This window comes from Arthrobacter sp. Bz4, assembly GCF_003075455.1.
In the GTDB taxonomy this organism is placed as follows: Bacteria; Actinomycetota; Actinomycetes; order Actinomycetales; family Micrococcaceae; genus Arthrobacter_D.
Genome location: NZ_QDAE01000015.1, coordinates 52,322 through 76,642, shown reverse-complemented (window position 1 = coordinate 76,642; position 24,321 = coordinate 52,322). Strand labels below are relative to the sequence as shown.

The window sequence follows — 24,321 nt, the reverse complement described above, 5'->3', positions numbered from 1 at the left end:
TCTCACCCAGTTACGCGCCGATGTTCTAGTGGACGTTCTGACCAGCGCCGGACCCACCGGCGATCATGAAACGGGCGCCGAGGACAACGGCGGCAACGATGGCAAGAGCGACAGCAAATCGACCGGGTCCAGCGGATCCAGCCAGTCGGGGGAGGCCAGCACGTATTGGGGTGTGCAGGCGAAGGTGTTCGTCACCGTCCCGGTGATGACTCTCCTCGGCGGGGATGCTCCCGGTGAGCTGGAAGGCTACGGGCCGATTGATCCCGAGACGGCACGGAAGCTCGCCGGGCACGCACCATCGTTCACCAGGATCCTCACCCACCCCTTCACCGGGGCCAGGCTTGGCGCTGATGCGACCACGTACCGGGTCCCGCAGGACCTGAAGGATGCGGTCCGGGTCAGGGACGGGACGTGTCGGCATCCGGGATGTAACCGGTTGGCGGTGTTCTGCGAACTCGACCACACCACCCCCTGGTCCCAAGGAGGCACAACCAGCTACGGGAATCTGGCGGCCCTGTGTAAACGTCACCACATGTTCAAAACCGAAGGCTACTGGCACTACCAACAACCCGAACCCGGGACCATCATCGCAATCTCGCCTGCCGGCGAAACCTACCTCACCACAGCCGACCCACCACCAGCACCACCACCCGACATACCTCCGCCCTTTTAGTGATTTGTTGCGGCTAGCGACGCCTGTCGGTAAAGGTACAGTGGCGACGACCTTTTTGCCCCACACGCGCTGCCCGCACGCGGGTCCAGACCCCATCGCTCAACTGTGAGATCGGGCGACCCGCGACCCGCGACGCTCCAAGCCAGCCAGGCCGCCAGACTAATCAATCGGCGCTAAGGCGCTAAGGCGGCAAGGCGGACGTGGACGGGCTCAGACCGGTCAGGATGGGTAGGCGTTGGTGGGACTACCCGCTGAACGGATAATTTCGGCATATCTGTGGAAGGACGCCCGTGGTACCCGTTCCAGCGTCGCTGGCTCCAGCCGCACCAGACCAAACTTCTTGGTGTACCCCTCCTGCCACTCCCAGTTATCCAGCAAGGTCCAGTGGAAGTAACCCCTTACATCAATTCCAGCCGCGATCGCCTCTCCGACGGCGGCGAGATGCTGCTCCAGAAAGTCGATCCGGCGGGTGTCCTGCAGCGCGCCCCCTGATCCCTGAAGCCCACCCTGCGGGCCGTCGTCGTAAGCGCAACCATTTTCGGTGATGTATACCGGGGGCAGCCGGGGATAGGCGGCTTTCAGTTGCTTAAGAATTCTGAGCAGGCTGGCGGGCATCACCGGCCAGCCAAAGTCGGTGACCGGCACTCCCACAAATTCTTTGGGAGCGAACGGCACCGGATAAAACGGGGGAGCCGCACCCACCCGGGTCGGAAAATAATAGTTGACGCCGTAGAAGTCCAGGGGGGTGGAGATGATCTCCATGTCACCGTCGTGGATCACCTCAAAGGAGATTCCGTCCACCTCCTCGAGTTCCGGTGGATACCTGCCGGTCAGGACCGGCCCAGCGAACTGGCCGTTGTGATACTGGTCGTAAAGGACCGCAAGACGCGCGTCCCGGTCTGAGCCGGTGGCTGGCTGCACCGGCGAATGATTGTTCACGATACCCACCGGCGAGGAAAGGGTCTCCCGAAGGGTACGCACGGCGTTACCGTGAGCCAGGAGAAGATGATGCGCCACGACGAAGGCACTGCCCAGCATCATCAGTCCCGGCGCGGCACGGCCAATTGCGTGTCCGACGCCGGTGTGGACCACCGGCTCGTTGACGGTCATCCAGGCCGCTACCTTGTCGCCGAACTCATCCCGAAGAATCCGGGTGTAGTCGGCGAACGCATCAACGGTGTCGCGGTTCTGCCACCCGCCAGCGTCCTGCAGCGCCTGGGGCAGGTCCCAGTGATAAATGGTCACCCACGGCTGAATACCACGGTCCAGGAGGGCATCGAGGAGCCGGTGGTAGAAGGCGATACCCTCGGGGTTGGCCGGTCCGCGTCCGAGGGGTTGAATACGTGGCCACGCGATCGACATCCGATACGCCTGCCCACCCAACTCCCTGAGCAGGTCAAAATCCTCCGCATACCGGTGGTAATGGTCGCAGGCAATGGCCGCACTCGACGCATCCAGGATGTTCCTGTGAGTCCTGGCGTACGCGTCCCAAATACTCTCACCGCGGCCACCCTCGTGGACGCCACCCTCAATCTGGGCTGCGGCCGTCGCCGTCCCAAACACAAACCCGGGCGGCAATCCAAAGCTGGTCACGGTGCGCTCCTTTATGGGCTTTCAGCCTGATCCCTTCACCTAAATCCCACTGACCCCGATGCGTCAATGCCTTGACGCTGTGAACTTGCTGGCTGGCTGCAGAGAGGCAGGGAGGTAGTGTGCTGGATATGCGCATCAACCCCACCCCCGACCACCACGGCGCACAGGCAATGATCCCCTCGAATGTCCCAGACACGGCACGGGTGTCAGCCCGATTTGCGAACCCCGCACAGCTTGGTCCGGCGGGCCCACTGAAGCCCGGGTGGGGACTCTGGCAGGCCGCAGTGGGATTGCTTCTGGTGTTGGCCCTTCCCCTGGGCGGCACGCTAGCGCTCTCTTCGGTGCTCAGCTTCGGACCTGAACTAGTCTTCGCTTCACTTTGCTTCACCTGGCTTGCCCTGCTGGGGAGCAGTGTTCTGGCCTCAAGGGTGTGGGGATTTGGTTCGCTTGCCAGGGACTTCGGTCTGAGATTCAAATGGATTGACCTGGCCATAGGACTCGGAATCGGCATCGCGGCCCGCATTATCCTGGCATTAGTTCAGGTGATCATGACTCTGCTCTGGCCGCTGGGCGAGGGCGAGATGCTGCAAGGTAACGCGGAAATCTTTCTCACTGGCGACAGCGGTTGGATCTTTGTGAACGCCGTCCTCGGCGGAGCCCTCATTGCGCCTTTCCTTGAGGAACTCTTCAACCGCGGACTGGTCCTGCGAGCTGTGCAGAACGCATGGTGGCTGAAAGGCTCAGCGAAGGGCCGGGTCTCGACCGCGACTCCGCAGCGGTCGTTGACGACTGCAACGGTTGTGGCGATCCTGGTCAGTTCCCTCGCCTTCGGCCTCTTGCACACCGGCGCGGTAGGGGACCTGAGATCGTCGATCTATCTCCTCGTCGGCACGTTTACGGTTGGGGTGATCTGCGGATTCCTAACCGTCTGGACTGGCCGTCTGGGGCCAGCAATCGTAACCCACGTCGTTTTCAACGGAACAGCCATCGGCCTGCTTCTAGCGCTTCCGCCGGAGCTGCTCCCCTAGGAATTTTCGGCTACAACCCACGCCGCCACCGTCGACAGGAAACCAATATGCAGTTTAAGGAATATTCAACCATCCAGGCTAGCTACGCTCAGTCGGTGGTAACGATCACCCTCAATCGGCCCGAGGCGCTGAACGCCCTCTCCACCCAGGTCGTCGATGATCTGGACCATCTTCTGAACGTTCTCGAAGGGGAATTCAGGAACGACGACGGCTGGCAGGTCCGGGGGGTCGTGATCACCGGCGCGGGGGAGAAGGCATTTGCCGCTGGGGCCGACATCCGTGAAATGACAGCCATGACACCCGGCCAGGCGTGGGACTACAGCACCAGGATGCAGGCACTCACGCTCCGGCTCGAGTCGCTCCCGGTGCCCGTAATTGCAGCGGTCAACGGATTCGCCCTGGGCGGGGGATGCGAGCTGGCGCTGGCCTGCGACTTCATCTATGCCACAGAATCAGCTTCGTTTGGGCAACCCGAAGTGAGCCTGGGCCTGGTTCCCGGATTTGGCGGTTCAGTGAGATTGCAGCAGCGGGTGGGACCGTCCCAGGCCAGGGAACTGTTGTTCACTGGGCGGCGCATCAGGGCCGAACAGGCTCAACGCCTTGGTTTGGTCAACGCGGTTTTTGGTGATCGGGAAGCGTTGCTGGCCGCGGCTGGGAAAACTATCGCCGAAATCGCCGGGCACTCTCCCACCGCAATCGCAGCGGTCAAGGAAACAATGGCCCGCGTTGAAGGCCGGCCCACCTCCGACGGACTGGCGATCGAGGCTGATTCATTCAAGCAGGCGTTCACCACGTCAGACATGCGCGAAGGAACCCGGGCGTTCCTTGGCAAAGAAAAACCTGCCTTCCCCGGTAACTAATCGGGGAAGGCAGGTTTGCTGTACCAGGGCTTTGCTGGACGAAGACTTTACTGAACTAGGCCTTTGCAGGCTGGGTAACCGTTGCGGTCGGTTCCATGTTCTCTGCGTCAACCATCCAGGCGTACTGCTCAAGCTTCTCAATGAAGGCGTGCAGAATGTCGGCGGTGGTGGGGTCTTCCTCGTCGATCTGGTCATGCACGTCGCGCATGGTCTTTACCGTGCCTTCGAGCATGGCAACAACCATGGTGACCGTGTCTTTGGTGGAGACCAGACCGGCCGGGAATTGGTTGAGGGTGGTGCCCTTCGCTACCGAACCGCTACGGCCATCAGGAACGGCGTGCAGGGCGCGCATACGCTCGGCCATCTGATCGGCAAACAGGCGGGCGTCGTCGATGATCTCGTCCAGCTGCAGGTGCATGTCGCGGAAGTTCTTGCCGACGACGTTCCAGTGCGCCTGCTTGCCCTGTAGGTGCAGCTCGATGAGCTCAACCAGCACGGCCTGCATGTTGTCAGTCAGTGTTTTGGAAGCCTTCATGTTTTTCCTCCTGTGGGTAGAACCTGCCCTCCCCCGGTGCTGGGAAAGCGCCGGGTGCGAGGTTTGGATCAATCTTCAGCCTAGACCGCGGATGTTGTTGAAATCCAGCGGCAAGGAATATAATCAGTTTACTTAGTAGTTCACTGATTGTGGAACTTACAGGAGGAACCCATATGACGACAGTCCAGGAATCCATCGACGTATCAGTACCCGTGAGTACTGCCTACAACCAGTGGACGCAGTTCGAAACCTTCCCCCAGTTCATGGGCGGGGTGGAATCGATCACCCAGACATCTGACACTCGTAGTCACTGGGTCACCAAGATCGGCGGTGTGGAACGAGAGTTCGACACCGAAATCACCGAGCAGCACCCCGATGAGCGAATTGCCTGGAAGAGCGTCGACGGAAAGTCCCACGCAGGAGTGGTTACTTTCCACCGGATTGACGACACCACCTCCCGTGTTGCTGTCCAGTTGGACTGGCATCCAGAGACCTTCACCGAAAAGATTGGCTCGGTAGTCAACGCCGACAATCGGCAGGTGAAATCCGATCTCCAGCGTTTCAAGGAGTTCATCGAAAGCAACAACTCCGAGACAGGGGCCTGGCGCGGTGACATTGACGCGCCACCGTCAGGGACCACGTCGGGGACCTCGACGGCCGCAGCCGGAGCAGCGGATCTCAGTGATCCGTCACTGGACGATCCCGAGTCGGGTGGCCCGCGCGCCACCGTCGCGCCGAGCTAGCCGGGACTCACGTTAGAAAGCTTCGGCCGGAACTACGCATAAGTGGAGATCCGGCCGAAGCCGTCTAATGGGATTGACCTAGTCGCGGACCGTAATCCCGGCAATCGCCTCAGTTGCGCGTTCGGAGAGCTGGGCGGAAATGGGTGAGCTTTTCGCCGATTCTGCGGCAGCCTCCTGACCCTCGGGGCTAACCACGTAGGTGCCGAACTCCTTGATGAGTCTGACCGTTGTCTCGTCCGGGTACGAAGTGCAGAAGACGTGATAGGACACCAGAATCAGCGGGTAGACGTCCGCTTTGGTGGTGGTCCGGTCGAGGGTCAGCGCAATGTCGTAGCTGGGCCGGCCTTCGACCGGAGTGGCGATGTCGACGGCGGCGGCTGCCGCTTCGGTGCTGACCGGCACGTATTCGTTTCCCACCAGCAGGTTCGCCCTTCCCAGCGGTGGGCCAACAGCTGAATCGTCAGCGTAGGTGATTGCCCCCTCGGTGCCGGCGACGGTGCTTACAACACCGGCGTTGCCCTTGGAGTTCTCGTTCCCGAGCTCACTGGGCCACGTGCCATCCGCTTCGAAGGTCCATTGGTCCGGAACGGTCTCGTGGAGGTAGTCGGTGAAGTTCTCTGTGGTTCCCGAATCGTCCGACCGGCTGACCGGGGTAATCCGGAGGTCCGGTAGATCGACGTCGGTATTCTGTCCGGCAATGGCTGGATCATTCCAGTTGTCGATGTCGCCCAGGAAAATGCTGGCGATGGTTGGTGCATCCAGGTTTAACTCGGTGAGCCCAGGAAGGTTGAACGTGACACTGATCGGCGATACGTAGGCCGGAATATTGAACGCGCCGTCTGGGCCGCAGGCCTCAGCGGACTCGGCGATTTCCTCGTCATTGAGGTAAGCATCCGAGCCGGCGAACTGCACTGCTCCGGCAAGTAGCGCCCCCCGCCCGGCACCGGAGCCGTCGGGGGAATACTGCAATTGCGCCTGGGAGTGAAGGGTGCCGAAACCTGATATCCAGCCGTCCATTGCTGGACCCTGCGCCGAGGATCCGGCGCCAGTGATGGTGCCTCGAAGGTCTGAGTTGGCGCGCTGGGCTGCGGCTTCCTGCTCGGGGCCCAGGGGATAGTCGGACCCGCAGGCGGTGAGTGAGAGGCCGAGGACGGCGGTGGCAAGGAGGGCAAGGCGACGCGTGGGGTGAGGCAGCACCTAATTTACGATACAGGTGAACAGTGGGTGAACGAATTGGGCAGGTTCCAGCGTCAGCTGCCCTTAGTGAGGTCGCGGGTGGCGGGGCCTTCCAGCAAGGTTCCCTCTGCCGTGAATCGTGACCCGTGCAGGGGGCAATCCCAGGACTTCTCGGCGTCGTTCCAACCCAGAACACCGCCCAGATGAGGGCAGACCGCCGAAACCCGGTGGGTGACGCCGTCGACCACGCAGACCCCCTCGGGGCGGGCGCCGTTGCGGACCACCACACCTTGACCCTCCGGTGGGCTGACGGTGCTGGTCCGCGCCAGGCCACCAAGCCAACCGTTCAGGAGTTCCAGTCCGGCACCGGCGTTTGTCTTGACCGTACTGAGCGCGTCCTGCCGGGCGACGCGGGTGGCATACAGTTTGTTGGCCCAGGGCATCTGCCCGCCGAGAATTTCGGCCGATAAGGCCAAGGCCGCCGCGACGGCGTTGGTCATGCCCCACTTGTTGTAGCCGGTAGCTGCGTAAATGTTGTGTCGACTCAGTGGGAGCTTGCCCACATAGGGTACGGCTGATGCGGGTTCGTAGTCCTGGGCCGACCAGTGATGAACCGGCTTCACCGACGGAAAGTGTTGCTGGGTCCAACGCACCAGATCATCGACCAGGGCTTGCGTATGGGTTTCGCGGCCGACGCGGTGGCCATTGCCCCCAGCGATCAGGTACGTCCTTCCATCGACGACGGCGGTGCGCAGGGAACGTGTCGGTCCGTCGATGGACAGGAACATCTCATCCATACCCTCAAGGGTCTGACCCTCAACGGCAAAAGCAACGGCATAGGACCGCTGAGGGGTGAGGACTGAGAAGTGTCCGCCGCGATCGAGAATGGGGGTGCCTGTTGCCAGGATCAAGTGCTCAGCCCACACCGTTCCGCGAGGGGTTTTGACCTCAATTTTGTCCCCCTTCAATTTTCCGGTGCTAATCCCCTCCACCCGGACTCCTTCAATCAGGTGGCCGCCATGAGACCTGAAGTCAGCAGCTAGTCCAGCCAAACCCTGCAGGGGATGAAACTGTGCTTGCCCCGGGAGGCGGAGGCTACCAGTAACGGCGAACGGCAGGGAGGAGGCGTCCTGCAGCACCGGGGTCAGCCCCGCCGCGAGGCACGCCTCATGTTCGGCTTTCAGCGCAGCAGCACCAGTGTCGGTGACGGAGTAGGTGACCGCGTCCCGAGTGTCGAACGGAATGCCGTGCTCGCGGAAGAACCGCAACAACCAGGATTGCCCTTCAAGGTTTCCGGTGACGTAGTGGCGGGCTGTCTCGGCGTCATGGTGCCGGATAATAGAGGAGAGTTGGGTCCCCTGAAGGAGTGATATTTTGCCCGTGGTGTTTCCGGTGGTGACATCCCCTGCGCGCCTTGCCTCCAGTACTGCTACCCGTTGGCCTGAGCGTGCCAGCAGCAGCGCGGTAATGATTCCGGTAAGCCCGGCACCCACCACCACTGAGTCATAGGTGGCGCCGGGCATGAACGGGTCGGCCGGGAACTGCGGACGGGTTGCCTGCCAAAGGGATGTCATCGGATGCCTTCTGCCGTCGGGTTGTGGGACCTAAGCCCACTCCCAAAATCCGTTCCAGTCAAGGACCCGTAGATGTCCCGCGGTGTCTTCGACTACGGCAGGCACCGGATTGAGTAAGTATGCTGATTATCATGCCGCAAGATGAAGAGGATATTGTGACGACGCCGAAGCGGTCAGTACTTTTGGATAGTGGGTCAAACACCCAGGACACCCTTTACGAGAGCGCTGTCGCGGCGGCTGGCTCGGTGTCGCGGGCGCTCGCCCTTGCCGCCGAGCTTGGTGCGCGGACCCCGTTGCCGGGCGGAGGATCCACACTGACCCTGTGGGAGACCTTGGCCACCATCGCAGCAGCCGACCTGTCGGTGGCGCGCACCATTGAACCTCACCTCGACGCGGTAGCCATCCTGCGGCAAGCCGAACTGTCAGTCGCAGCGGGAACCTGGGGGGTCTTCGCCGCTGAGGCGCCCGAGCACCGCCTGGAAGCGCACCACTCTTTCGACAACGACGGCGACTGGCAGCTGACCGGGCGGAAACCCTGGTGCTCATTGGCGGGCAATCTGGACTACGCGGTCGTGACGGCCCATGTCCCGGATGGCGAACGGCGCGCCTTCAGCGTAGACCTGCGCCAACCGACGGTTCAGGCTATCCGCGGTACCTGGGTTAGCCGTGGGCTGGCAGCGGTGGACAGCGGCCCCATTGACTTCGATGCGGCATCAGCCCGCCCCGTAGGTGCCGACAACTGGTATTTGCAGCGCGACGGGTTTGCCTGGGGAGGGCTCGGGGTGGCTGCCTGTTGGTATGGGGGAGCGGTCGGCATTGCGCGGCGGTTACTGCGCTCAGTGGGGGAACGAACCCCCGATCAGGTAGCGCTGATGTATCTCGGAGAGGTGGACCGTCACCTGTACGCCGCGCGGGGGGCGCTCGCGGCGGCTGCAACCGACATTGACGCGGGTCGGGCCCACGGTGCCGCCGGGGCGCTGCTGGCTGCGCGGGTGAGGGGCGTTGTTGCCGACGCTGCCGAAGCCATCCTTCGGATGGTAGGCCACGGGCTCGGTCCGGCACCCCTGGCCCTGGAGGAAGACCACGCCCGGAGGGTGGCCGATCTGCAGGTATATCTCCGCCAGCACCACGCCGAACGGGACGCAGCAGCCCTGGGCCGCCAGCTCCAGAACACCGGAGTTGCACCGTGGTGACCTTTTCGCACGAGGACGCCGGAACGCCCGAGCACCGCTGGAGCCAGGACTGGCGCAGCGACGCCCGGCTCAGTATTGAGGCCCTTTTCGATGGGCGAATGCCGGAACGGGTGATAGTGGTTGCGGCCCACCCCGACGACGAGACGCTTGGGGCAGCCGGGCTGGTGCGACGCCTGGCCCGCGCCGGGGTTGCCACGGATATTGTGGTCGCCACCAACGGCGAAGCGTCCCACCCGAACTCCCCGACCCACACTGCTGTCCAGCTGGCCGAGTTGCGGCGGATTGAACTCGAGCAGGCCGTCGAATTGTTGGCACCGTCAGCACGGACGCACTTCCTCAACCTTCCCGACGGCGGGTTGGATGCCGAGGAGCTCGCCGAACAGCTCCGCCGGATTGTTGCCGCCGGTGGGCGTCCGGGCGAACGCACCTTGCTGGTGGCCCCGTGGCGGGGGGACGGGCACGGGGATCACGAAGCTGGCGGTACGGCTGCGGCACAGCTGGCAGCGGAACTGAACCTTCCGCTGCTTGAGTACCCGGTGTGGCTGTGGCACTGGGCGACGCCGGATTCCTCCGAGGTGCCATGGAACCAGCTCGAAATCCTTGATCTTGCCGGCGATGAGCAAACCCTCAAACAGTCGGCCCTGCTCATGCATGCGAGCCAGACGGCGCCCCTGTCCGACGAGCCGGGAGACGAAGCACTGCTCGCCCCGGGGTTCCTGGACCACTTCGCCCGCGGTTTTGAGACCTTCATCCCCACCCCATCATCGGGTGTGTTCGAACGGCTGCACGCCGACACCGACGATCCGTGGGGGCTCAAGGACCGCTTCTATGAACGACGAAAACGTTCAGTGGCTTTGGCGCTGTTACCGAGGGAACGGTTTGCGGCTTCACTCGAACTGGGTTGTTCAATCGGTGTACTCTCCGCCGAGCTCGCCGCGCGCACGGATTCCCTCCTTGCCCTGGATATCAGTCCAACGGCGGTGGCGGCTACGCAGGAACGGTTGAGCGATTACCCCGAGGCGACTGCCCGGGTTGCGTCCGTGCCACGGGATTGGCCCTCGGGGCAATTCGACCTGATCGTGATCTCCGAGGTGGGCTACTTCCTCAGCCGGACACAATTGCTGGATGTCGTGGCACGTGCGGTCGCATCGCTGGCAGCCGACGGGGTCATTCTCCTGTGCCACTGGCGGCACCCAATAGATGGCTGGGAACTGGATGGGGACACCGTCCACGAACTATTTCGTTCAGCCTCGTCACTAGCTGTTTTTGCAGAACACCGCGAAGAGGATTTCCGCATCGACCTTCTGGTGCGGCCACCGGCGGTGTCGGTGGCCAGAGCGACCGGTGTCTTGTGAAGGCGTCGTCCGTGCCGGCGGCGGTGGCGGTCGTCGTCCCGGCCCGGAACGAGGAGGAGAGCCTGCCGCGGTGCCTGGCCGCTCTCGATGAGGCGGGCAGGGCGCTCGCCGACGCGTACCCGTCAGTCGCCCTGTCCGTCACCGTGGTCCTGGACGGATGTACCGACGCTTCGGCACGGGTGGTGGCCGAGTATCCAGTTGCCCAGCCTCTGGCAGTTGACTTCGCCTCGGTGGGATTGGCACGTAGGGCCGGGGTCGCCCACGCGGTGGCTCAGCTCGGCCAGCCAGCCAGCCAGATCTGGGTGGCGAACACCGACGCCGACACTGAGGTGCCCGGGCAGTGGCTCGTCGAGCAGTGCCGGCTGGCCGCCTCGGGGGTGGAACTGATCCTGGGGACGGTGGTTCCCAACCCGGTAGGCCTGGATGCCGCGCTGGAGCGCGCCTGGCATGCCGCTCACCCGCTCGACGACGGCCACGACTACGTTCACGGCGCGAACCTGGGATTCCGGGCGGACAGCTACCTGGCGGTCGGTGGTTTCGCTGCCCTGGACATCCATGAGGATGCAGATCTGATCGCTCGGCTGAAATCGCTGGGGGTGAGGTGGGCTGCGGTGGACTCCATCAGGGCCACGACATCCGCCAGGACAACGGGCCGGACATCCGGCGGGTTCGCCGGCTATTTGCGGGACCTTCCCCTGTAATTAGGGAAAGCGGAGCGAACAGGAGGTTCGGGATCAGTCAGCCCGTTTGAGCCGGTATCCGTCTTCGCAATGGATGAGGCGGCGGCCGGCACCTTCGTTGAGTTGAATCCACAACACCGAGGCGTCGTCGGTGCGCATCTCGACAACCCCCGCTACGGGCCCATCGCTGTCGTGATTGAACGCGACCCGCTGCCCACGGCGGAGGGTGGACCAGTCCGAGATGCCCTCGCGGGACGGAGACGAAGTTTCCATGGTCGGTGGGTCCTTTCAATACGGAAAGCTAATGCCTTCAACGTACTGCGCCTGTCTGAACGGCAAGTGAATGCCACCTGAGTGTTCGGGGTGGCTCCTGGCACCCGGGCATGGAACGTCAGACTGCGCGCCACTTACCGCTGGTCAGGTGGGAACCGGCCTGCGGGCCCATCTGGAGCATGCCGCCGTCGACGACCCAGGAGGCGCCGTTGACGTAACTCGACGCCGGTGATGCCAGGAACGCGATCACTGCCGCGACTTCCTCCGATGCACCGGGGCGGCCCACGGGGATACCCGGGCGGTCAATGTCGTGGGGATCCTTGTCCTCGGCATCGTTCATTGCCGTAGCAATTTCGCCAGGCAGGACCGCGTTCGCGGTAATGCCCTGATCGCCCAGCTCCAGGGCGATCGTCTTGATTAACCCGCCGAGACCGTGTTTTGACGCATCGTAGGCTGCGGAGCCCACGCGCGGCTGTTCCTGGTGAACGCTGGTGACGGCAATGATCCTGCCGCCGTTCCCGGCGGAAATCATTTGTGCCGCCGCACGCTGGATGCAGACAAATGCGCCATCCAGGTTGGCTGCCAGGGTGCCGCGCCAGTCGTCATAGCTGGTATCCATGAAGGGGGTCCCGCCGTTGACACCAGCGTTGTTCACGAACACGTCAAGTCCACCGAGGTCACTGATCATCTGGTCCACCACATCGCCGCAGGCTGGCGCATCAGTGGTGTCCAACCGGGTCACCACCGCTTTACGGCCAAACTCACGGACTAACCGCGCGGTCTCGTTGGCGCCGTCCTCATCGGAGTGCCAGGTGATACCGACATCACAACCTGCCTCAGCGAGGGCCAGGGCCGTGGCCCGGCCAATGCCCGAGTCGGATCCGGTGACTATTGCAGTGCTGGGTGTGTAGGCCATCACCCTATCCTTCCGAGGAAGGACCCTGGAAAGCAAGTGTGCTGACCTTCCTAGGGCATAAAATCCGGGCTGCAGACCCAAAACTGGGCTGTTGACACAAATCCGGCCTGTTGACACAAAACCGGCCCCCCGCGTTGGCGGAGAGCCGGTGGTGGTGCCTGCGCGGGGCCTTGATCCCCGGGCCTTCCGCGTGTGAAGCGGATGCTCTACCAGACTGAGCTACACAGGCGCGCGCCCAACCCAGACGCGGTCGGACAGTTGCCAGTTTAGGCCATACCCGGGCTGGAAAAAATTCGGCCGCTTGAACCATGGTGACCGTGGTCCCTATTCCCTGCCGCCCGGCCGAACATTCAGTTCGCTACAAGATCCCTCGGCGAGCCCCCATCGTCTGCTGCGTGGGTTACCCCAGGGTGAGACTGCCGGCTAACGCCGTGCCAGCCAGCCGAGGGTCAAGCCGCCCAGGGTGCGGCGGAATCCGCTCTCACCGCGGGTCAGCTCAAGCACTGCCCACAGTCCGAGGCACACCCGGCTGAGAGTCAGCAATAGCCGCTTGTTTCCGTCCTGCTGCGCCAGGAAGGAAGCGAGGCCGAAGACCGTCCACCCGAGGACCGGCGCGTTGGGTGCCTGCACGATGGTCTGCTCGCCACGCGAATTGGTGAAGAAGCTGGGCAGAAGTGAGGACGAGGTGGCCATCAGGCGCCTTTCGATTTTGTTTTGGCTGGTGCTGAGGACCCTTTGGATGCCGGTTTTTTCTGATCGGACGGCGTGCCCTTTTTCTCACGGTTCTTCTCGACGCTCCGCCGGAGTGCCTCCATGAGATCGAGGACTTTGCCACCGCCCTCGTCGTCGTCGGATTCCCCGAAAGTTTCCTCAGTGTCGAGGGCTTCCCCCTTCTCAAGTTTCGCCTCGATCAGAGTGCGCAGCTGTTCCTGATACTCATCGGTGAAGTTCTCAGGATCGAAATCGGTCGAGAAGGAATCCACCAGCGCGGCCGACATTTCCTTCTCCTTGGCCGAGATCCGTACCCGCTCGTCAAGGGCGGGGAACTTGGCCTCGCGTACCTCGTCATCCCAGAGCAGCGACTGCAGCATCAGAACGTCCCCACGCACCCGCAGCGCACCGAGCCGGCTCTTCTGCCGCAGCGTGAACTGCACGATAGCCGTGCGGTCGGTCTCCTCAAGGGTGCGGCGCAGCAGCACATAGGCCTTGGTGGAACTGGAATCCGGCTCCAGAAAATAGGACCGGTCCAGCATGATCGGGTCTATCTGGTCGCTGGGCACAAACTCGACGACGCCGATTTCCCGGCTCTTCTCGACGGGAAGGGTCGCGAAGTCCTCGTCGGTGAGCACCACGGTGCGCTCACCGTCGTCGTACGCCTTGTCGATGTTTTTGTATTCGACCACCTCCCCGCAGATCTCGCAGCGGCGCTGGTAGCGGATCCGGCCGCCGTCCTTGTCGTGGACCTGGTGGAGGCTGATGTCGTGGTCTTCGGTGGCGCTGTAGACCTTGACCGGCACATTGACCAGCCCAAAAGCGACGGCGCCCTTCCAGATGGCTCTCATGTACCAAGTGAACCAGTGTTTGGGTTCCGCGGATACGATGGCTTGGTGAATCCTGAAAAAGCTGAGCCCACGGTCACCAAGACCACAGTCGACGGCAAGCCCGCCCTCCGGTTCGAGATGCGGTACAACTTTGCCGCGTCAGTGCTCTGGAAGCACCTGACAGACCCCCGCAAACTCAAGTACTGGTTCCCCTGTGAACTTGACCTGCTCCCGCGTAAGGGCGCCGAAGTGACCTTCACCTTCCCTGGGGAACGGCCCACCAAAGGCACGGTCCTCGAAGCCGAGAAGCCGAACCTTCTCGCCTACACCTGGGATCGGGAGGTGCTGCGCTGGGAGTTGGCGAACGACGGCGACTCCGGCGCCCTGCTGACCCTCACCAACACCCTGCAGGACCCAGACGCCGCGGGTAGTTCGGCGGCGGGCTGGCACTTCACGCTGATTGGCCTCGACGATCTCCTGAACGAGCGTCCGCTGGGCCAGAACCCCGCTGACTGGGAGCGCCTCGTCGCTCAATACCAGGAGAAGCTCAGCGACTAGCAGCACCCCGGGACAGGATCCCGTGCCCTGCTTTCCGGGCACGTGTGGCGTTTGCGGCGCTTCCAGACAAGACTGGTGTCATGGGTTCCAGCACCGGTCAGCAGCAGCAGACTGTCACTGTGGACGGTCAACGCCTCCGGCTGACGAACCTCAACAAGGTGATCTATCCCGCCTCCGGGACCACCAAGGCGGACGTTCTCGCCTACTATGCTGCGATTGCCGGCTACCTGATTCCGCACGCCAGGGACCGGGCGGTGACCCGCAAGCGCTGGGTCAACGGGGTGGGAACCACGGAGCAGCCCGGACAGGTCTTTTTCCAGAAGAACCTCGACCAGTCGGCGCCTGCGTGGGTGCAACGACACTCCATCGCCCATAAAGACCACGTCAACGTGTATCCGATGGTCAATGACCTGGCCACCCTGACCTGGTTTGGACAGATTTCGGCCCTGGAAATCCATGTTCCGCAGTGGAGGTTCGGCCCGGACGGGGAGATCAACAATCCGGACCGGCTGGTCCTCGACCTTGACCCTGGCGACGGGGTGAGCCTCGGCGACTGCGCCGAGGTTGCCCGCCATGCCCGCGTGATCCTGCAGGACATGGGCCTGGAACCCTATCCCGTCACCAGCGGCTCCAAGGGCATCCACCTGTATGCGGCACTGGATGGTTCCCAGTCCTCCGACGAGGTATCCACCGTTGCCCATGAGCTGGCCAGGGCGCTCGAGGCTGACCACCCCGACCTGGTGGTCAGCGATATGAAGAAGTCCCTGCGCGGGGGGAAGGTGCTGGTGGACTGGAGCCAAAACAGCAGGAACAAGACCACCGTGGCGCCCTACTCCCTACGTGGCAGGCTGCGACCCACTGTTGCCGCGCCCCGCTCCTGGGCGGAGTTGGAGGACCCTGAGCTGGCGCAACTCGACTACCGGCAGATGATGGACCGAGTGCAGGAACTCGGTGATCTCCTCGCCGGGCTGGATGAGACCTCCGGAGGGCCTGACGGCGACCGGGGCGGGCCCGGGGACACAACGACATCCGAGCCTCGCGTTCGTGACCGCCTGCACACCTACCGCTCCATGCGGGACAGCGCAAAGACCCCTGAGCCGATCCCCGACAGCGTCAGTGACGCCGGCGGCAACCGTTTTGTCATCCAGGAGCACCACGCCCGCCGGTTGCACTACGACTTTCGGCTGGAACGCGACGGCGTCCTCGTCTCCTGGGCTGTACCCAAGGGGCCGCCGGACACCCCCAACAAGAACCACCTCGCCGTCCAGACCGAGGACCACCCCCTGGAGTACGCCGCCTTCGAGGGCACCATCCCCAAGGGGGAATACGGCGCCGGGGAGATGTACATCTGGGATTCCGGGACCTACCACGCCGAGAAATGGCGCGATGGGAAGGAAGTGATCTGTACGGTTCAGGGGCGCGACGACGGTGGTCTGGCACGCAGCGGCAGCCCCGTCCGGCGGTATGCCCTCATCCACACCGGCGGCGACGAGTCGGGCAAAAGGAACTGGTTGATGCACCTGATGAAAGACCAGGGCGCCGCTGACGCCTCGGCCGAAGCCCCGGCGTCGGGCGCCGCCGAGACCCCGCCGGAGCTGATGCCGATGCTCGCCTCGCCCGGCTCGGCTGGTGACGTGACAGCCGATGAGGACTGGGCTTTCGAAATGAAGTGGGACGGGGTCAGGGCAATCGCCACAGTGACACCCGACGGGGTGCGTCTCACCAGCCGCAACGCCAATGACATGACGGCGCTGTACCCCGAACTGGCGGATCTGGGCGACTACGTCAACGGCAACAATGTCGTGCTCGACGGGGAAATAGTGGCACTGAACAAGTCGGGCCGTCCCGACTTCGGGTTACTGCAGAACCGCTTCAATCTCACCAAAAGCTCCGAGATCGACGCCGCACGCCGTAAAGCGCCAGTGCATTTCATGATTTTCGATCTGCTTTACCTCGACGGCAACTCGCTGCTTCAACTGCAGTATGCCCAGCGCCGGGAAATCCTCGAGCAGGCGGTGAACAGCCCCGCGGATGGCCATATTCAGGTGCCCCCAGCCCTGGATGCCACCATCGAGGAGGCCGTGGCCGCCAGCAGGGAGCTCGGTTTGGAGGGGGTGGTCGCCAAGCGCACCTCCGGTACGTATACGGCCGGTCGCAGGTCCCGGGGCTGGGTCAAGATCAAAGACCAGCTCACCCAGGAAGTGGTGGTGGTCGGGTGGCGGCCGGGCAAAGGCAGCCGTGCGCACAAGGTGGGTTCCCTCCTGGTGGCCGTGCCCGACGGCGTCGACCTGAAGTATGTGGGCCGGGTGGGGTCAGGCCTGACCGAACGTGATCTTGCTGAAATTGGTTCACGACTCCGCAAGATGTCCCGGAAGACTGCACCACTTGCGGATGTGCCAGCCGCTGATGCCTCAGACGCGCACTGGGTCCGCCCAGCCCTGGTCGGGGAGGTGCAATTCAGCGAACGAACCGGAGCGGGGAAACTCCGCCACCCCGTCTGGCGGGGTTGGCGGCCCGACAAACTGCCGTCCGACGTCGTCGTCGAACTGTGAATATGACTGACCAACAACATCAAGGAGTACAACAATGAGTGACAAGAAAATCACCTCGTCCCGCGTCATCGACGCTTCAGCTGACGCGATCTTCAACGTCCTGTCCAACCCTGCGCGCCACGCGCAGATTGACGGCTCAGGCATGGTGCAGTCCGACGAGAAGTCGGACAGGATTACGGCTGTGGGACAGATGTTCACCATGAACCAGTACTGGGACAAGCTGGGTGGGGACTACAAGACCGACAACCATGTGGTGGGTTACGACCACAACAAGCTCCTTGCCTGGAAAACGGCTGAGGCTGGGGCCGAGCCTGCCGGTTGGCAGTGGGTGTGGGAGTTGACGCCCCAGGGCCCCGACTCCACCGAAGTGACTCTCACCTACGACTGGAGCAGCGTCACCGATTCGACTGTGCTCAAGAAGGTATCCTTCCCGGCGGTTTCCGCCCACGATCTGGAGGCTTCGTTGAACAACCTGGCCGCCGCGGTGTCCGAGGTTTAACCCACCTGACGTTCGACGCCGGACCGCCGCCAGCCCAACGATGGTGGCCGTCCGCGTCGTCGAGCTTTGGAACGCCCAGCTTCCCGGGAGTGGGTCGTGTACCGTCCATAGGGTGGCGTCCGACACATAACGGGCGGTGGGGGACCGCACGGGCACTCCAGTATTGACCCGGCCGATACCGGCGAGGCACTGGAACTTCCGGCCACTCATCCTTTGTAAATCCCATAGAAGGGGCTGTAGTGGACCTCAGTCAGTTTATTGTTGTCGGCATTGTGCTTGCCGTGTTGGTGGTATTGGCAGTTATTGCCGCCATCGTCGCGCGTCTTGCACTGCGGATTGCGAGCCCGTCCGAAGCACTGATCATCACCGGCAAAGGCAGCCAGGAAAGCCAGCGTGTGGTGTTCGGTCGCACATTCATCAACCCGTTCAGCCAGAAGGCGTTCTCCATCTCGCTCGCCTCACGCCAGGTGACCCTTCAGATTGAGGGTATCTCCAAGAACGGCATCAAGCTTCGGCTGACCGGTGTCGCCCAGATCAAAGTGGGGGGCGACGAAGAGGCGGTGCGCCGCGCCGCTCAACGATTCTTGAACCAGCAGGATCAGATCGACCATTACACCCAAGAGACCCTGTCCGGTTCGTTGCGCTCCATCGTGGGCACGCTGAGCGTGGACTCGATCATCAAGGACCGTGCTTCTTTCGCCAAGAGTGTCAAGGAAGAGGCCGAGCACTCAATGCATAACCAGGGTCTGGAGATTGATACCTTCCAGATCCAGTCGGTCGACGACGATTCCAGCTACCTGAAGAACCTGGGCCGGCCCGAGGCGGCACTCGCTGAGAAGCAGGCGAAGATTGCCGAAGCGAATGCGGCGCAGGAAGCTGCCGAGGCCGCTGCGATCGCGGACGAGCAGGTTGCGCTTGCCGAACAGCGGCTCGCCATCCGCCGGGCCGAGCTCAAGGAGGTCGCGGACGCACGGCAGGCCCAGGCCGACGCGGCGGGTCCCTTGGCTGCAGCTGAGCAGCGCCAGTCGATCCTGGTCAAGGAACAGCAGGTTGCTTCACGGCAGTCCGAGCTGCGTGAACGTGAACTGGATATTGAGATCCGCAAGCCTGCCGACGCAGAAAAGTACCGGGTGGAGCAGGAAGCGGCCGGTAAGCTCGAGCAGCGCAAGCGCCAGTCTGAAGCCGATCAGGTTGAGGCGGAAGTGGCGCTGACCAAGCGCCGCCTCAGCGCCGAGGGTGACAAGGTCACCGCTGAAGCTGAGGCCGCCGCCAACACCGCACGCGGTAACGCAGCGGCGTCAGTGACCCGGGCCAACGGTGCAGCGGAAGCGGAGATCATCGCGCTTCGCGGCCAGGCTGAGGCAGACGTTGTCCGGCAGAAGGGAATCGCGGAGGCCGAGGGAATCGAAGCCCAGGCCAAGGCGTACGAGCAGTTCAACGAAGCAGCAATTCTCAACAAGGTGATGGAAATCCTCCCGCAGATCGCTCGGGAAATCGCCGCCCCAATGTCGGGAATCGACAACATGACCGTCATCTCCAACGACGGTGCCACCCAGTTGAGCAAGAACGTGTCCGGCGGGTTGCAGCAGACCTTCCAGCTACTCAAGGACACCACCGGGCTGGACGCCGTCGAGATGCTGAAAAACTGGGGCGCCACGGACGGTGCTGCCACGGAACCGGCATCGCCAACTGAAAACACCCACGCGCCGTCGGTCTAATTCACCCGTCGATGAAATCGGCAGTCGCCCGCAGGAAGGTTGCCGCTGCTCGTGCGCGTGCGGCGGCAACCTCCGGGGCGACTGCACTGGTTTCACTGGTTTGACCGGACGCTGGACGGAGGCCCTGGCCGGCATCCACGGGCCGGGTCAGCGGTGCCAGGAACGTCCTGGCGGAAGCAGCAGCGACACCGTAGAAGTAGGGGTTCTGCCGCGGCTGATGAGCAAACGATTCGAGCACTTTGGCCAGAAAATCGGCGTTGGTGATCTTCTCGGCGCTTGGGGCCAGCAGCAGGCTTGCTGCGGCGGTGAAGTCGCCGTGCCCGCCGGTCTCGTAGGCCACTTCGTCAGGCTGACAGGCGCTAAACAGCAGTTCGCGGGCGGTGGCTCGCTTGCCCGGGTTCGCAGCTGCGCCGCGACGTAACCGGAAGTTTTCAATGGTGGTCGTGTCAGGGACCAGGAACCGTGCCCGTCGGCCATGATTGGCTGCCTGCTCGGCCCCGTCAGTGACTGCAGTGCCCAGCGACGGTAAGAGCCGGGTACCGTCACCTGAATGACAGGAGTCGAAGAAGGCGGTGAGGCTTACCCCTTCCGGGAGTAGGTCGAAGAGTTCCCCAAGATCGTCATCGATGATCAGGTTTCCGCCCTGAAAGTCCACCGGGCAAAGCGCCTCGTCGAACAGCTTTTCCCCGTTGCCATCCTCCGCTTCATCACCATCGAGGTCATCAATGTACGTCCCATGGCCCGCGTACTGCATGACGAGCACATCCCCGGCGGTGCTATGCGCCACCAGGTCGAAAATGCCTTGAAGAATGTTGACCCTGGTGGCCGCCCCATCGAGCAGGGTTGTCACCTCGAATCCGACCGACTCCAGCTGTTTACCCCACGCCTCCGCGTCAGCGACGCAGCCATACAGTTCTTTGCCCGGGGGGTAGGCGTTGATTCCGATACATAGGGCGCGTCGGGTACTTACGGGGGGTTCCTCGCGGACGGTGGGGGCCACAGCCCACGGCTCACTGATCATTCGGGCGCCGAAGGGTTTCGGTTTCCTGCCCGTAATCCTGCGGGCGACGCTCTCCATGGTCGTAGTGTTGTCGTCGAATCCCCCGTGGGTGGTCGCAGTGCTCCGGCGTGTTTCAGGTCCGGTCTCGGAAATTGACCAGATCACCTCTGCCTTCGCCTTGCCGCCGTCGTCATCGAAGAACTTGAGCAGTTCGGGGTCCGCGTTGACGCACTCCTGCAAACCCAAAATGGGCGTGAACTCTTCCTTTTCGAAGGACGCACGGACCAGATACAACAACGATTTCCCGTAGCCACCGGGGCAGGTGTCAGTAAGCTCGGCCTGCTGCGTCATGGTGTACATCGCCAGGGATTTGATGCCTTTACCGGCCTCGGGTGCCAACTTCGCCTTGAACGTATCGGTGCGGACGGCGGGTGCCAGTAGGCTGACCGTCGCGAACTCGGGGACCCCGGCCTTCAGGGCGGCTGGCACAAAGTAGGAGTGGAAGATGGAGCCGGCGCTGTGGCCGACGGCGTGGACGCTGGTCTTCGGGTGTGCTGCCACATAATTGCCGAGTGCTTTTGCCACGTAGAGCGCGCCGCCACCCGTTGCCGAGGCGTCTTCGGCAAACCGCTTCATTTCGCCCCAGATCCGCTCACCGTTAGCGGCCCGTGCCATCAGCTCGATTGCGCGGTCCCTAACATCTCCCAGGACGCCCCTGGACCCGGGCAGAGAGCCGAACAGTGCATCGAGGAAGCCTGTCTCCCAGACGAAGAAGATCGGGTACACGCCATTCGATTTCCACCATTCGCTTTGCTGATGTGCGGAACGGAGGCCAGCTGCCTCGCTCACCAGACCGCCGTGGGCGTAGACCATGATCGGTGCGTCGCCGTCTGGTGCGAACTTGGGGAGATGATCCTGGAAAATGGCATCCACGTCGGCTGCAGTGGTACTTATTTCACCACCGGTCGAGAACTTGCCTCGGCTGAGGTTCACTACATGCGGTTTCAGGGCCGTGATCTGGGCGGCGCTGAGCCCGGACCCCCGTTGGGTAGCGGCGGTCGCTGCAGTGGTATTCATGGCTACTCCTCGTTGAGTGGCATCGACTGGAGCGGCGTTCGTCAGGTAGCAGTGTCCACGCGACGGCGCCGGCGGTTGGCAGCCAGTATCTGCTGCACGGTGTTATTGGGGTGTTACTGGGATTTTGGTGCTTGACGGCCGGGGCGCAGGGGTAGATATTTTTGGTAGCGGTCCGGTGGAAGACTGATCCCGGGTCGCAGTAGGGAGAGGTGCCAATGGCGGGCGTGATGCTGGGGCCCGGAAGCCATACCGGGGAGCTGCGCCCCTTGACCATTCTGGCCGAGGGTCCGTTCACGTTGGGCGCCGAAGGTCCGATGACCACGACGCTCCGCGTGCCCGTTGAGCGCATTGGTGGGGGGCCGCGCAGCGCGCGATTCGACATCGTCGTTCGCGGCCCGCGTGGGAAACCGTTGGAGCTACTCCTGGGCGAGGACGTCGATCCGTGGATGCTGATGGACGAGAATCCACCGAATGACCTCGGTGAGCTGCTGGCCAACCGCCGCTTCCTGGCCCAGCACACGTACGCCGTGGCGGCGTCGACGCTGGCAGCCTTCGAGTCAACCCTCGGCCGCCGGATGGGATGGGCCCGAGGACGGCGGCTGCGGATTCACGCGTATGACACGGTGCCCTACGCCGATTCTGGCTACGACCGGGAAGACGGAGTGGTCCGGTTTGGGCATCGGCGGGATGGCCGGGAGCGTCTGTCGGTGCCGTTGGCGTTGTATCGCGACCTGGTGGCCCATGAGGTGACCCACGCGATCCTTGCAGGGTACCGAACCCGCTGGTCGGACCAGTTCGCTTCCCTCGACCAGTTTGCGCTGCATGAGGCGATCGCTGACCTGGTGGCCATGCTGTCAGTGTTTTCCTCGGCGGAGCGGGTGGAGCAGTTGTTGGATCCACTGGGGTCCGGGGCAACCGACCTGACGGGGCTGGATGAGCAGATCCTGCTGAGTGGTCTCTTCAGCTTTGGCGACGGTTTGTTCTCGCATGGGCCAGCGCGGCAGCCGATGCGGACGCCGGTCCCCACCGGCTGGCGCACGCTGCCGGACCCGCACCGACGCGGCGAGCCAGTGGTGCGGGCGATGCTGAATGTGGTGGCGCGGCTATGGCAGATCCGTCTGGACCAGCCCGGTGGCCGCTCGAGCCTGCACCAGGTGGCGAAGTCCGGGGCGAAGGTGGGTGAACAGGTCCTGGCGATGCTGATCCGTGGGCTCGGGTACATGGCTCCGGTGGACGTGACCTGGCCGGACTTGCTGCGGGGCATCCTCTCCGCCGACCTGGTGCTGGTTCCGCAGGATCGTTTTCACTATCGGCAGGTGGTGCGGGACTGCTTCGCCGAGGTGGGGGTTACGGTGCCGGCCGATGATTTGCTCACCGGGATTGAACGCATGAGCAGCCTCAGGTACCCCGTCCGGCTGTCAGCGCTGGGAACTGACCCGGAAGAGATCGTGAGGTTCATCTGGGAGAACGGGGACTTGTTACGGGAAACCGCGATGGATGAGCGGCATTCAATCACCGTGGACCGGGTGCGACCCAGCATCCGGATCAGCCCGGACGGGTTCGTCGTCTCGGAGATCGGCGCCTCCTTTGTTCAGGAGTTCACTATCGGGCGGCCCGAAATGCGCCGCATGGGGTTGTCCGGTCCCGGACCCGTCATCCTGCGCGGAGGTGGGTTGCTCAGATTCGACGAGGGAGGCCACCTTTGTTACGCGGCGTTGAAACCGGTCTATGACCCGGTGAGGCAGCAGGAAAACGCACAGGAGAAGGCTCGGGATGCCACCACCCTGGCGGAAATCACTCCTTCTGGTGCACGGCCCAGGTCTGGCACTGGAACACCGAAAATCACGTTCCATAGCCGGGGGCGCGGCCGCTAGTACCTAGAAAGCGGTGCCCCACGCGGCGCTTTTGGCCGCCACTGGCGCTTCCAGTTGGGCCCGCTGGGTGAACTTCCCATCCCGTAAGTCGGCGCTGACGCGTTTCAGCAGCACTCGCCGGCTTGCCGATGGGTCGTCTTTGACGGCCTGGAGCAGGTAGTGGCTGAAGGCACCGCTATATCGTCCAGCGAAGTCAGCATCAGCCGCTGTCTGATCCGACCGGCAGGCGGCAAACAGGACTGGTTTCGCCTGCGCATCGGACCGGACCAGGTCGCGGAAGGCGCGCGGATCCGCCGATTCGGTGAGCTCCAGGCCGAGCGGCGTCGGGGGCGGAACGAACCGGGGCCGTCGGGTGGGAAGTAGGTCCAGCGCCCTGAGCCCGGTCCCGCTGTGGCACGTGTCCAGCACGACGTCGAGCAGGACCCCGTCGGGAAGGGTGCCGAGCAGGTGATGTAACTCGTCGTCGAGAATAAGGGTGGCGGCGTCCCACTGGTCACCCTTTTGCCGCATATCAAAGGTGACGAATGCTTCGTCGGCGCCGTCCGGTTCATCACCTGAGACATCGAGGACCTGGGTGCCGTGGCTGGAGAACGTGAAGACAAGGTGATCCCCGGGTTTCGCCCGTTTGAGCATGGCCTGCAGCTTCCCGACCACCGCAGCCTTCGTAGCCTTTGAATCGAGCAGCACCGCAACGTTCCGCTTCGCGAATCCGTAATGCCCAGTGAGAAGCGCGGCGAAGTCCTTGGCGTCGTTGACGCAGCCATTGAGCCACGCGTTGGTCGGAAGGTTTTCGAACTTATTGATGCCGACGCAGAGTGCGTACTTGGCCATGGCACAGTTCCTTCCGCAGGACCTGCCCCGTCGCAGGTATGCCGCAACCTAGCGGGACGGGTGTTACTGAGG

22 protein-coding genes and 1 tRNA gene are annotated in these 24,321 nt (G+C 63.2%); 12 read left to right on the top strand and 11 right to left on the bottom strand.

Annotated features, from left to right (window positions below; all coding sequences use genetic code 11):
• Positions 1 to 673: HNH endonuclease signature motif containing protein (locus tag DDA93_RS11935; RefSeq protein WP_133185507.1), on the top strand; the 673-nt coding region annotated here is incomplete at its 5' end.
• Between the two features lie 219 nt (positions 674 to 892).
• Here DDA93_RS11935 and DDA93_RS11930 read toward each other — a convergent pair.
• Complete coding sequence (locus DDA93_RS11930) at positions 893 to 2,266, bottom strand: GH1 family beta-glucosidase (protein ID WP_024477127.1); 1,374 nt, start codon at positions 2,264 to 2,266, stop codon at positions 893 to 895.
• 128 nt (positions 2,267 to 2,394) lie between these two features.
• Between DDA93_RS11930 and DDA93_RS11925 the strand changes: the two genes are divergently transcribed.
• Both DDA93_RS11925 and DDA93_RS11920 read left to right on the top strand, forming a co-directional pair.
• Positions 2,395 to 3,294, top strand: a complete 900-nt coding sequence (locus tag DDA93_RS11925; RefSeq protein WP_133185505.1) for a CPBP family intramembrane glutamic endopeptidase — start codon at positions 2,395 to 2,397, stop codon at positions 3,292 to 3,294.
• A gap of 47 nt (positions 3,295 to 3,341) precedes the next feature.
• Complete coding sequence (locus tag DDA93_RS11920; protein WP_116778891.1) at positions 3,342 to 4,154, top strand: enoyl-CoA hydratase-related protein; 813 nt, start codon at positions 3,342 to 3,344, stop codon at positions 4,152 to 4,154.
• Between the two features lie 55 nt (positions 4,155 to 4,209).
• On the opposite strand, the gene DDA93_RS11915 is transcribed toward DDA93_RS11920, so the two are convergent.
• Positions 4,210 to 4,689: a DNA starvation/stationary phase protection protein gene (locus DDA93_RS11915; RefSeq protein ID WP_019484051.1), complete on the bottom strand. Its 480-nt coding sequence runs from the start codon at positions 4,687 to 4,689 to the stop codon at positions 4,210 to 4,212.
• Positions 4,690 to 4,862: 173 nt separating this feature from the next.
• On the opposite strand from DDA93_RS11915, the gene DDA93_RS11910 reads away from it, so the two are divergent.
• Positions 4,863 to 5,432, top strand: a complete 570-nt coding sequence (locus tag DDA93_RS11910) for an SRPBCC family protein (protein WP_116778890.1) — start codon at positions 4,863 to 4,865, stop codon at positions 5,430 to 5,432.
• 78 nt (positions 5,433 to 5,510) lie between these two features.
• On the opposite strand, the gene DDA93_RS11905 is transcribed toward DDA93_RS11910, so the two are convergent.
• The gene (locus tag DDA93_RS11905; RefSeq protein WP_024477130.1) at positions 5,511 to 6,629 is read right to left on the bottom strand and encodes a phosphate ABC transporter substrate-binding protein PstS; all 1,119 of its coding nucleotides are present in this window, start codon (positions 6,627 to 6,629) and stop codon (positions 5,511 to 5,513) included.
• A 53-nt stretch (positions 6,630 to 6,682) separates the two neighbouring features.
• Positions 6,683 to 8,182, bottom strand: coding sequence for an FAD-dependent oxidoreductase (locus DDA93_RS11900; protein WP_024477131.1), 1,500 nt, complete (start codon positions 8,180 to 8,182; stop codon positions 6,683 to 6,685).
• A gap of 131 nt (positions 8,183 to 8,313) precedes the next feature.
• Here DDA93_RS11900 and DDA93_RS11895 point away from each other — a divergent pair, with 131 nt between their 5' ends.
• From DDA93_RS11895 to DDA93_RS11885, 3 genes are read left to right on the top strand one after another with little or no spacing between them, the layout of a single operon-like run.
• A complete protein-coding gene (locus DDA93_RS11895; RefSeq protein WP_237742161.1) occupies positions 8,314 to 9,375 on the top strand; it encodes an acyl-CoA dehydrogenase in 1,062 nt (353 codons plus the stop codon).
• Positions 9,369 to 10,730 carry a bifunctional PIG-L family deacetylase/class I SAM-dependent methyltransferase gene (locus DDA93_RS11890; RefSeq protein WP_116778889.1) on the top strand — a complete coding sequence of 454 codons (1,362 nt, stop codon included), beginning with the start codon at positions 9,369 to 9,371 and terminating at the stop codon, positions 10,728 to 10,730. The genes DDA93_RS11895 and DDA93_RS11890 overlap by 7 nt, the downstream gene beginning before the upstream one ends.
• Positions 10,727 to 11,431, top strand: coding sequence for a glycosyltransferase (locus DDA93_RS11885; RefSeq protein ID WP_026041235.1), 705 nt, complete (start codon positions 10,727 to 10,729; stop codon positions 11,429 to 11,431). The genes DDA93_RS11890 and DDA93_RS11885 overlap by 4 nt, the downstream gene beginning before the upstream one ends.
• A gap of 33 nt (positions 11,432 to 11,464) precedes the next feature.
• Here DDA93_RS11885 and DDA93_RS11880 read toward each other — a convergent pair whose 3' ends face one another.
• The 5 genes from DDA93_RS11880 to DDA93_RS11860 form a co-directional block, all read right to left on the bottom strand.
• A complete protein-coding gene (locus tag DDA93_RS11880) occupies positions 11,465 to 11,683 on the bottom strand; it encodes a hypothetical protein (protein WP_019484043.1) in 219 nt (72 codons plus the stop codon).
• Positions 11,684 to 11,801: 118 nt separating this feature from the next.
• Positions 11,802 to 12,599 (bottom strand): SDR family oxidoreductase, encoded by a 798-nt coding sequence (locus DDA93_RS11875; RefSeq protein WP_019484042.1) that lies wholly within the window; start codon positions 12,597 to 12,599, stop codon positions 11,802 to 11,804.
• 152 nt (positions 12,600 to 12,751) lie between these two features.
• A tRNA-Val gene (locus tag DDA93_RS11870) sits at positions 12,752 to 12,828 on the bottom strand.
• Between the two features lie 194 nt (positions 12,829 to 13,022).
• Positions 13,023 to 13,292, bottom strand: a complete 270-nt coding sequence (locus tag DDA93_RS11865; protein ID WP_116778887.1) for a hypothetical protein — start codon at positions 13,290 to 13,292, stop codon at positions 13,023 to 13,025.
• Positions 13,292 to 14,161 (bottom strand): Ku protein, encoded by an 870-nt coding sequence (locus tag DDA93_RS11860; RefSeq protein WP_019484040.1) that lies wholly within the window; start codon positions 14,159 to 14,161, stop codon positions 13,292 to 13,294. The genes DDA93_RS11865 and DDA93_RS11860 overlap by 1 nt, the downstream gene beginning before the upstream one ends.
• 45 nt (positions 14,162 to 14,206) lie before the next feature.
• On the opposite strand from DDA93_RS11860, the gene DDA93_RS11855 reads away from it, so the two are divergent.
• From DDA93_RS11855 to DDA93_RS11840, 4 genes are all read left to right on the top strand, one after another.
• Positions 14,207 to 14,698 carry an SRPBCC domain-containing protein gene (locus tag DDA93_RS11855; protein ID WP_133185503.1) on the top strand — a complete coding sequence of 164 codons (492 nt, stop codon included), beginning with the start codon at positions 14,207 to 14,209 and terminating at the stop codon, positions 14,696 to 14,698.
• Between the two features lie 80 nt (positions 14,699 to 14,778).
• Positions 14,779 to 17,250: an ATP-dependent DNA ligase gene (locus DDA93_RS11850; protein ID WP_116778896.1), complete on the top strand. Its 2,472-nt coding sequence runs from the start codon at positions 14,779 to 14,781 to the stop codon at positions 17,248 to 17,250.
• A 34-nt stretch (positions 17,251 to 17,284) separates the two neighbouring features.
• A complete protein-coding gene (locus DDA93_RS11845) occupies positions 17,285 to 17,749 on the top strand; it encodes an SRPBCC family protein (protein WP_019484037.1) in 465 nt (154 codons plus the stop codon).
• A gap of 239 nt (positions 17,750 to 17,988) precedes the next feature.
• Complete coding sequence (locus DDA93_RS11840; protein WP_019484036.1) at positions 17,989 to 19,467, top strand: flotillin family protein; 1,479 nt, start codon at positions 17,989 to 17,991, stop codon at positions 19,465 to 19,467.
• A 1-nt stretch (position 19,468) separates the two neighbouring features.
• Here DDA93_RS11840 and DDA93_RS11835 read toward each other — a convergent pair whose 3' ends face one another.
• On the bottom strand, positions 19,469 to 21,544 hold the full coding sequence (locus DDA93_RS11835) for a caspase family protein (protein ID WP_116778886.1): 2,076 nt from the start codon (positions 21,542 to 21,544) through the stop codon (positions 19,469 to 19,471).
• Positions 21,545 to 21,759: 215 nt separating this feature from the next.
• Here DDA93_RS11835 and DDA93_RS11830 point away from each other — a divergent pair, with 215 nt between their 5' ends.
• On the top strand, positions 21,760 to 23,418 hold the full coding sequence (locus DDA93_RS11830; protein ID WP_116778885.1) for a hypothetical protein: 1,659 nt from the start codon (positions 21,760 to 21,762) through the stop codon (positions 23,416 to 23,418).
• A gap of 3 nt (positions 23,419 to 23,421) precedes the next feature.
• Here DDA93_RS11830 and DDA93_RS11825 read toward each other — a convergent pair whose 3' ends face one another.
• Positions 23,422 to 24,249 carry a caspase family protein gene (locus DDA93_RS11825; RefSeq protein WP_116778884.1) on the bottom strand — a complete coding sequence of 276 codons (828 nt, stop codon included), beginning with the start codon at positions 24,247 to 24,249 and terminating at the stop codon, positions 23,422 to 23,424.
• Positions 24,250 to 24,321: the final 72 nt, after the last annotated feature.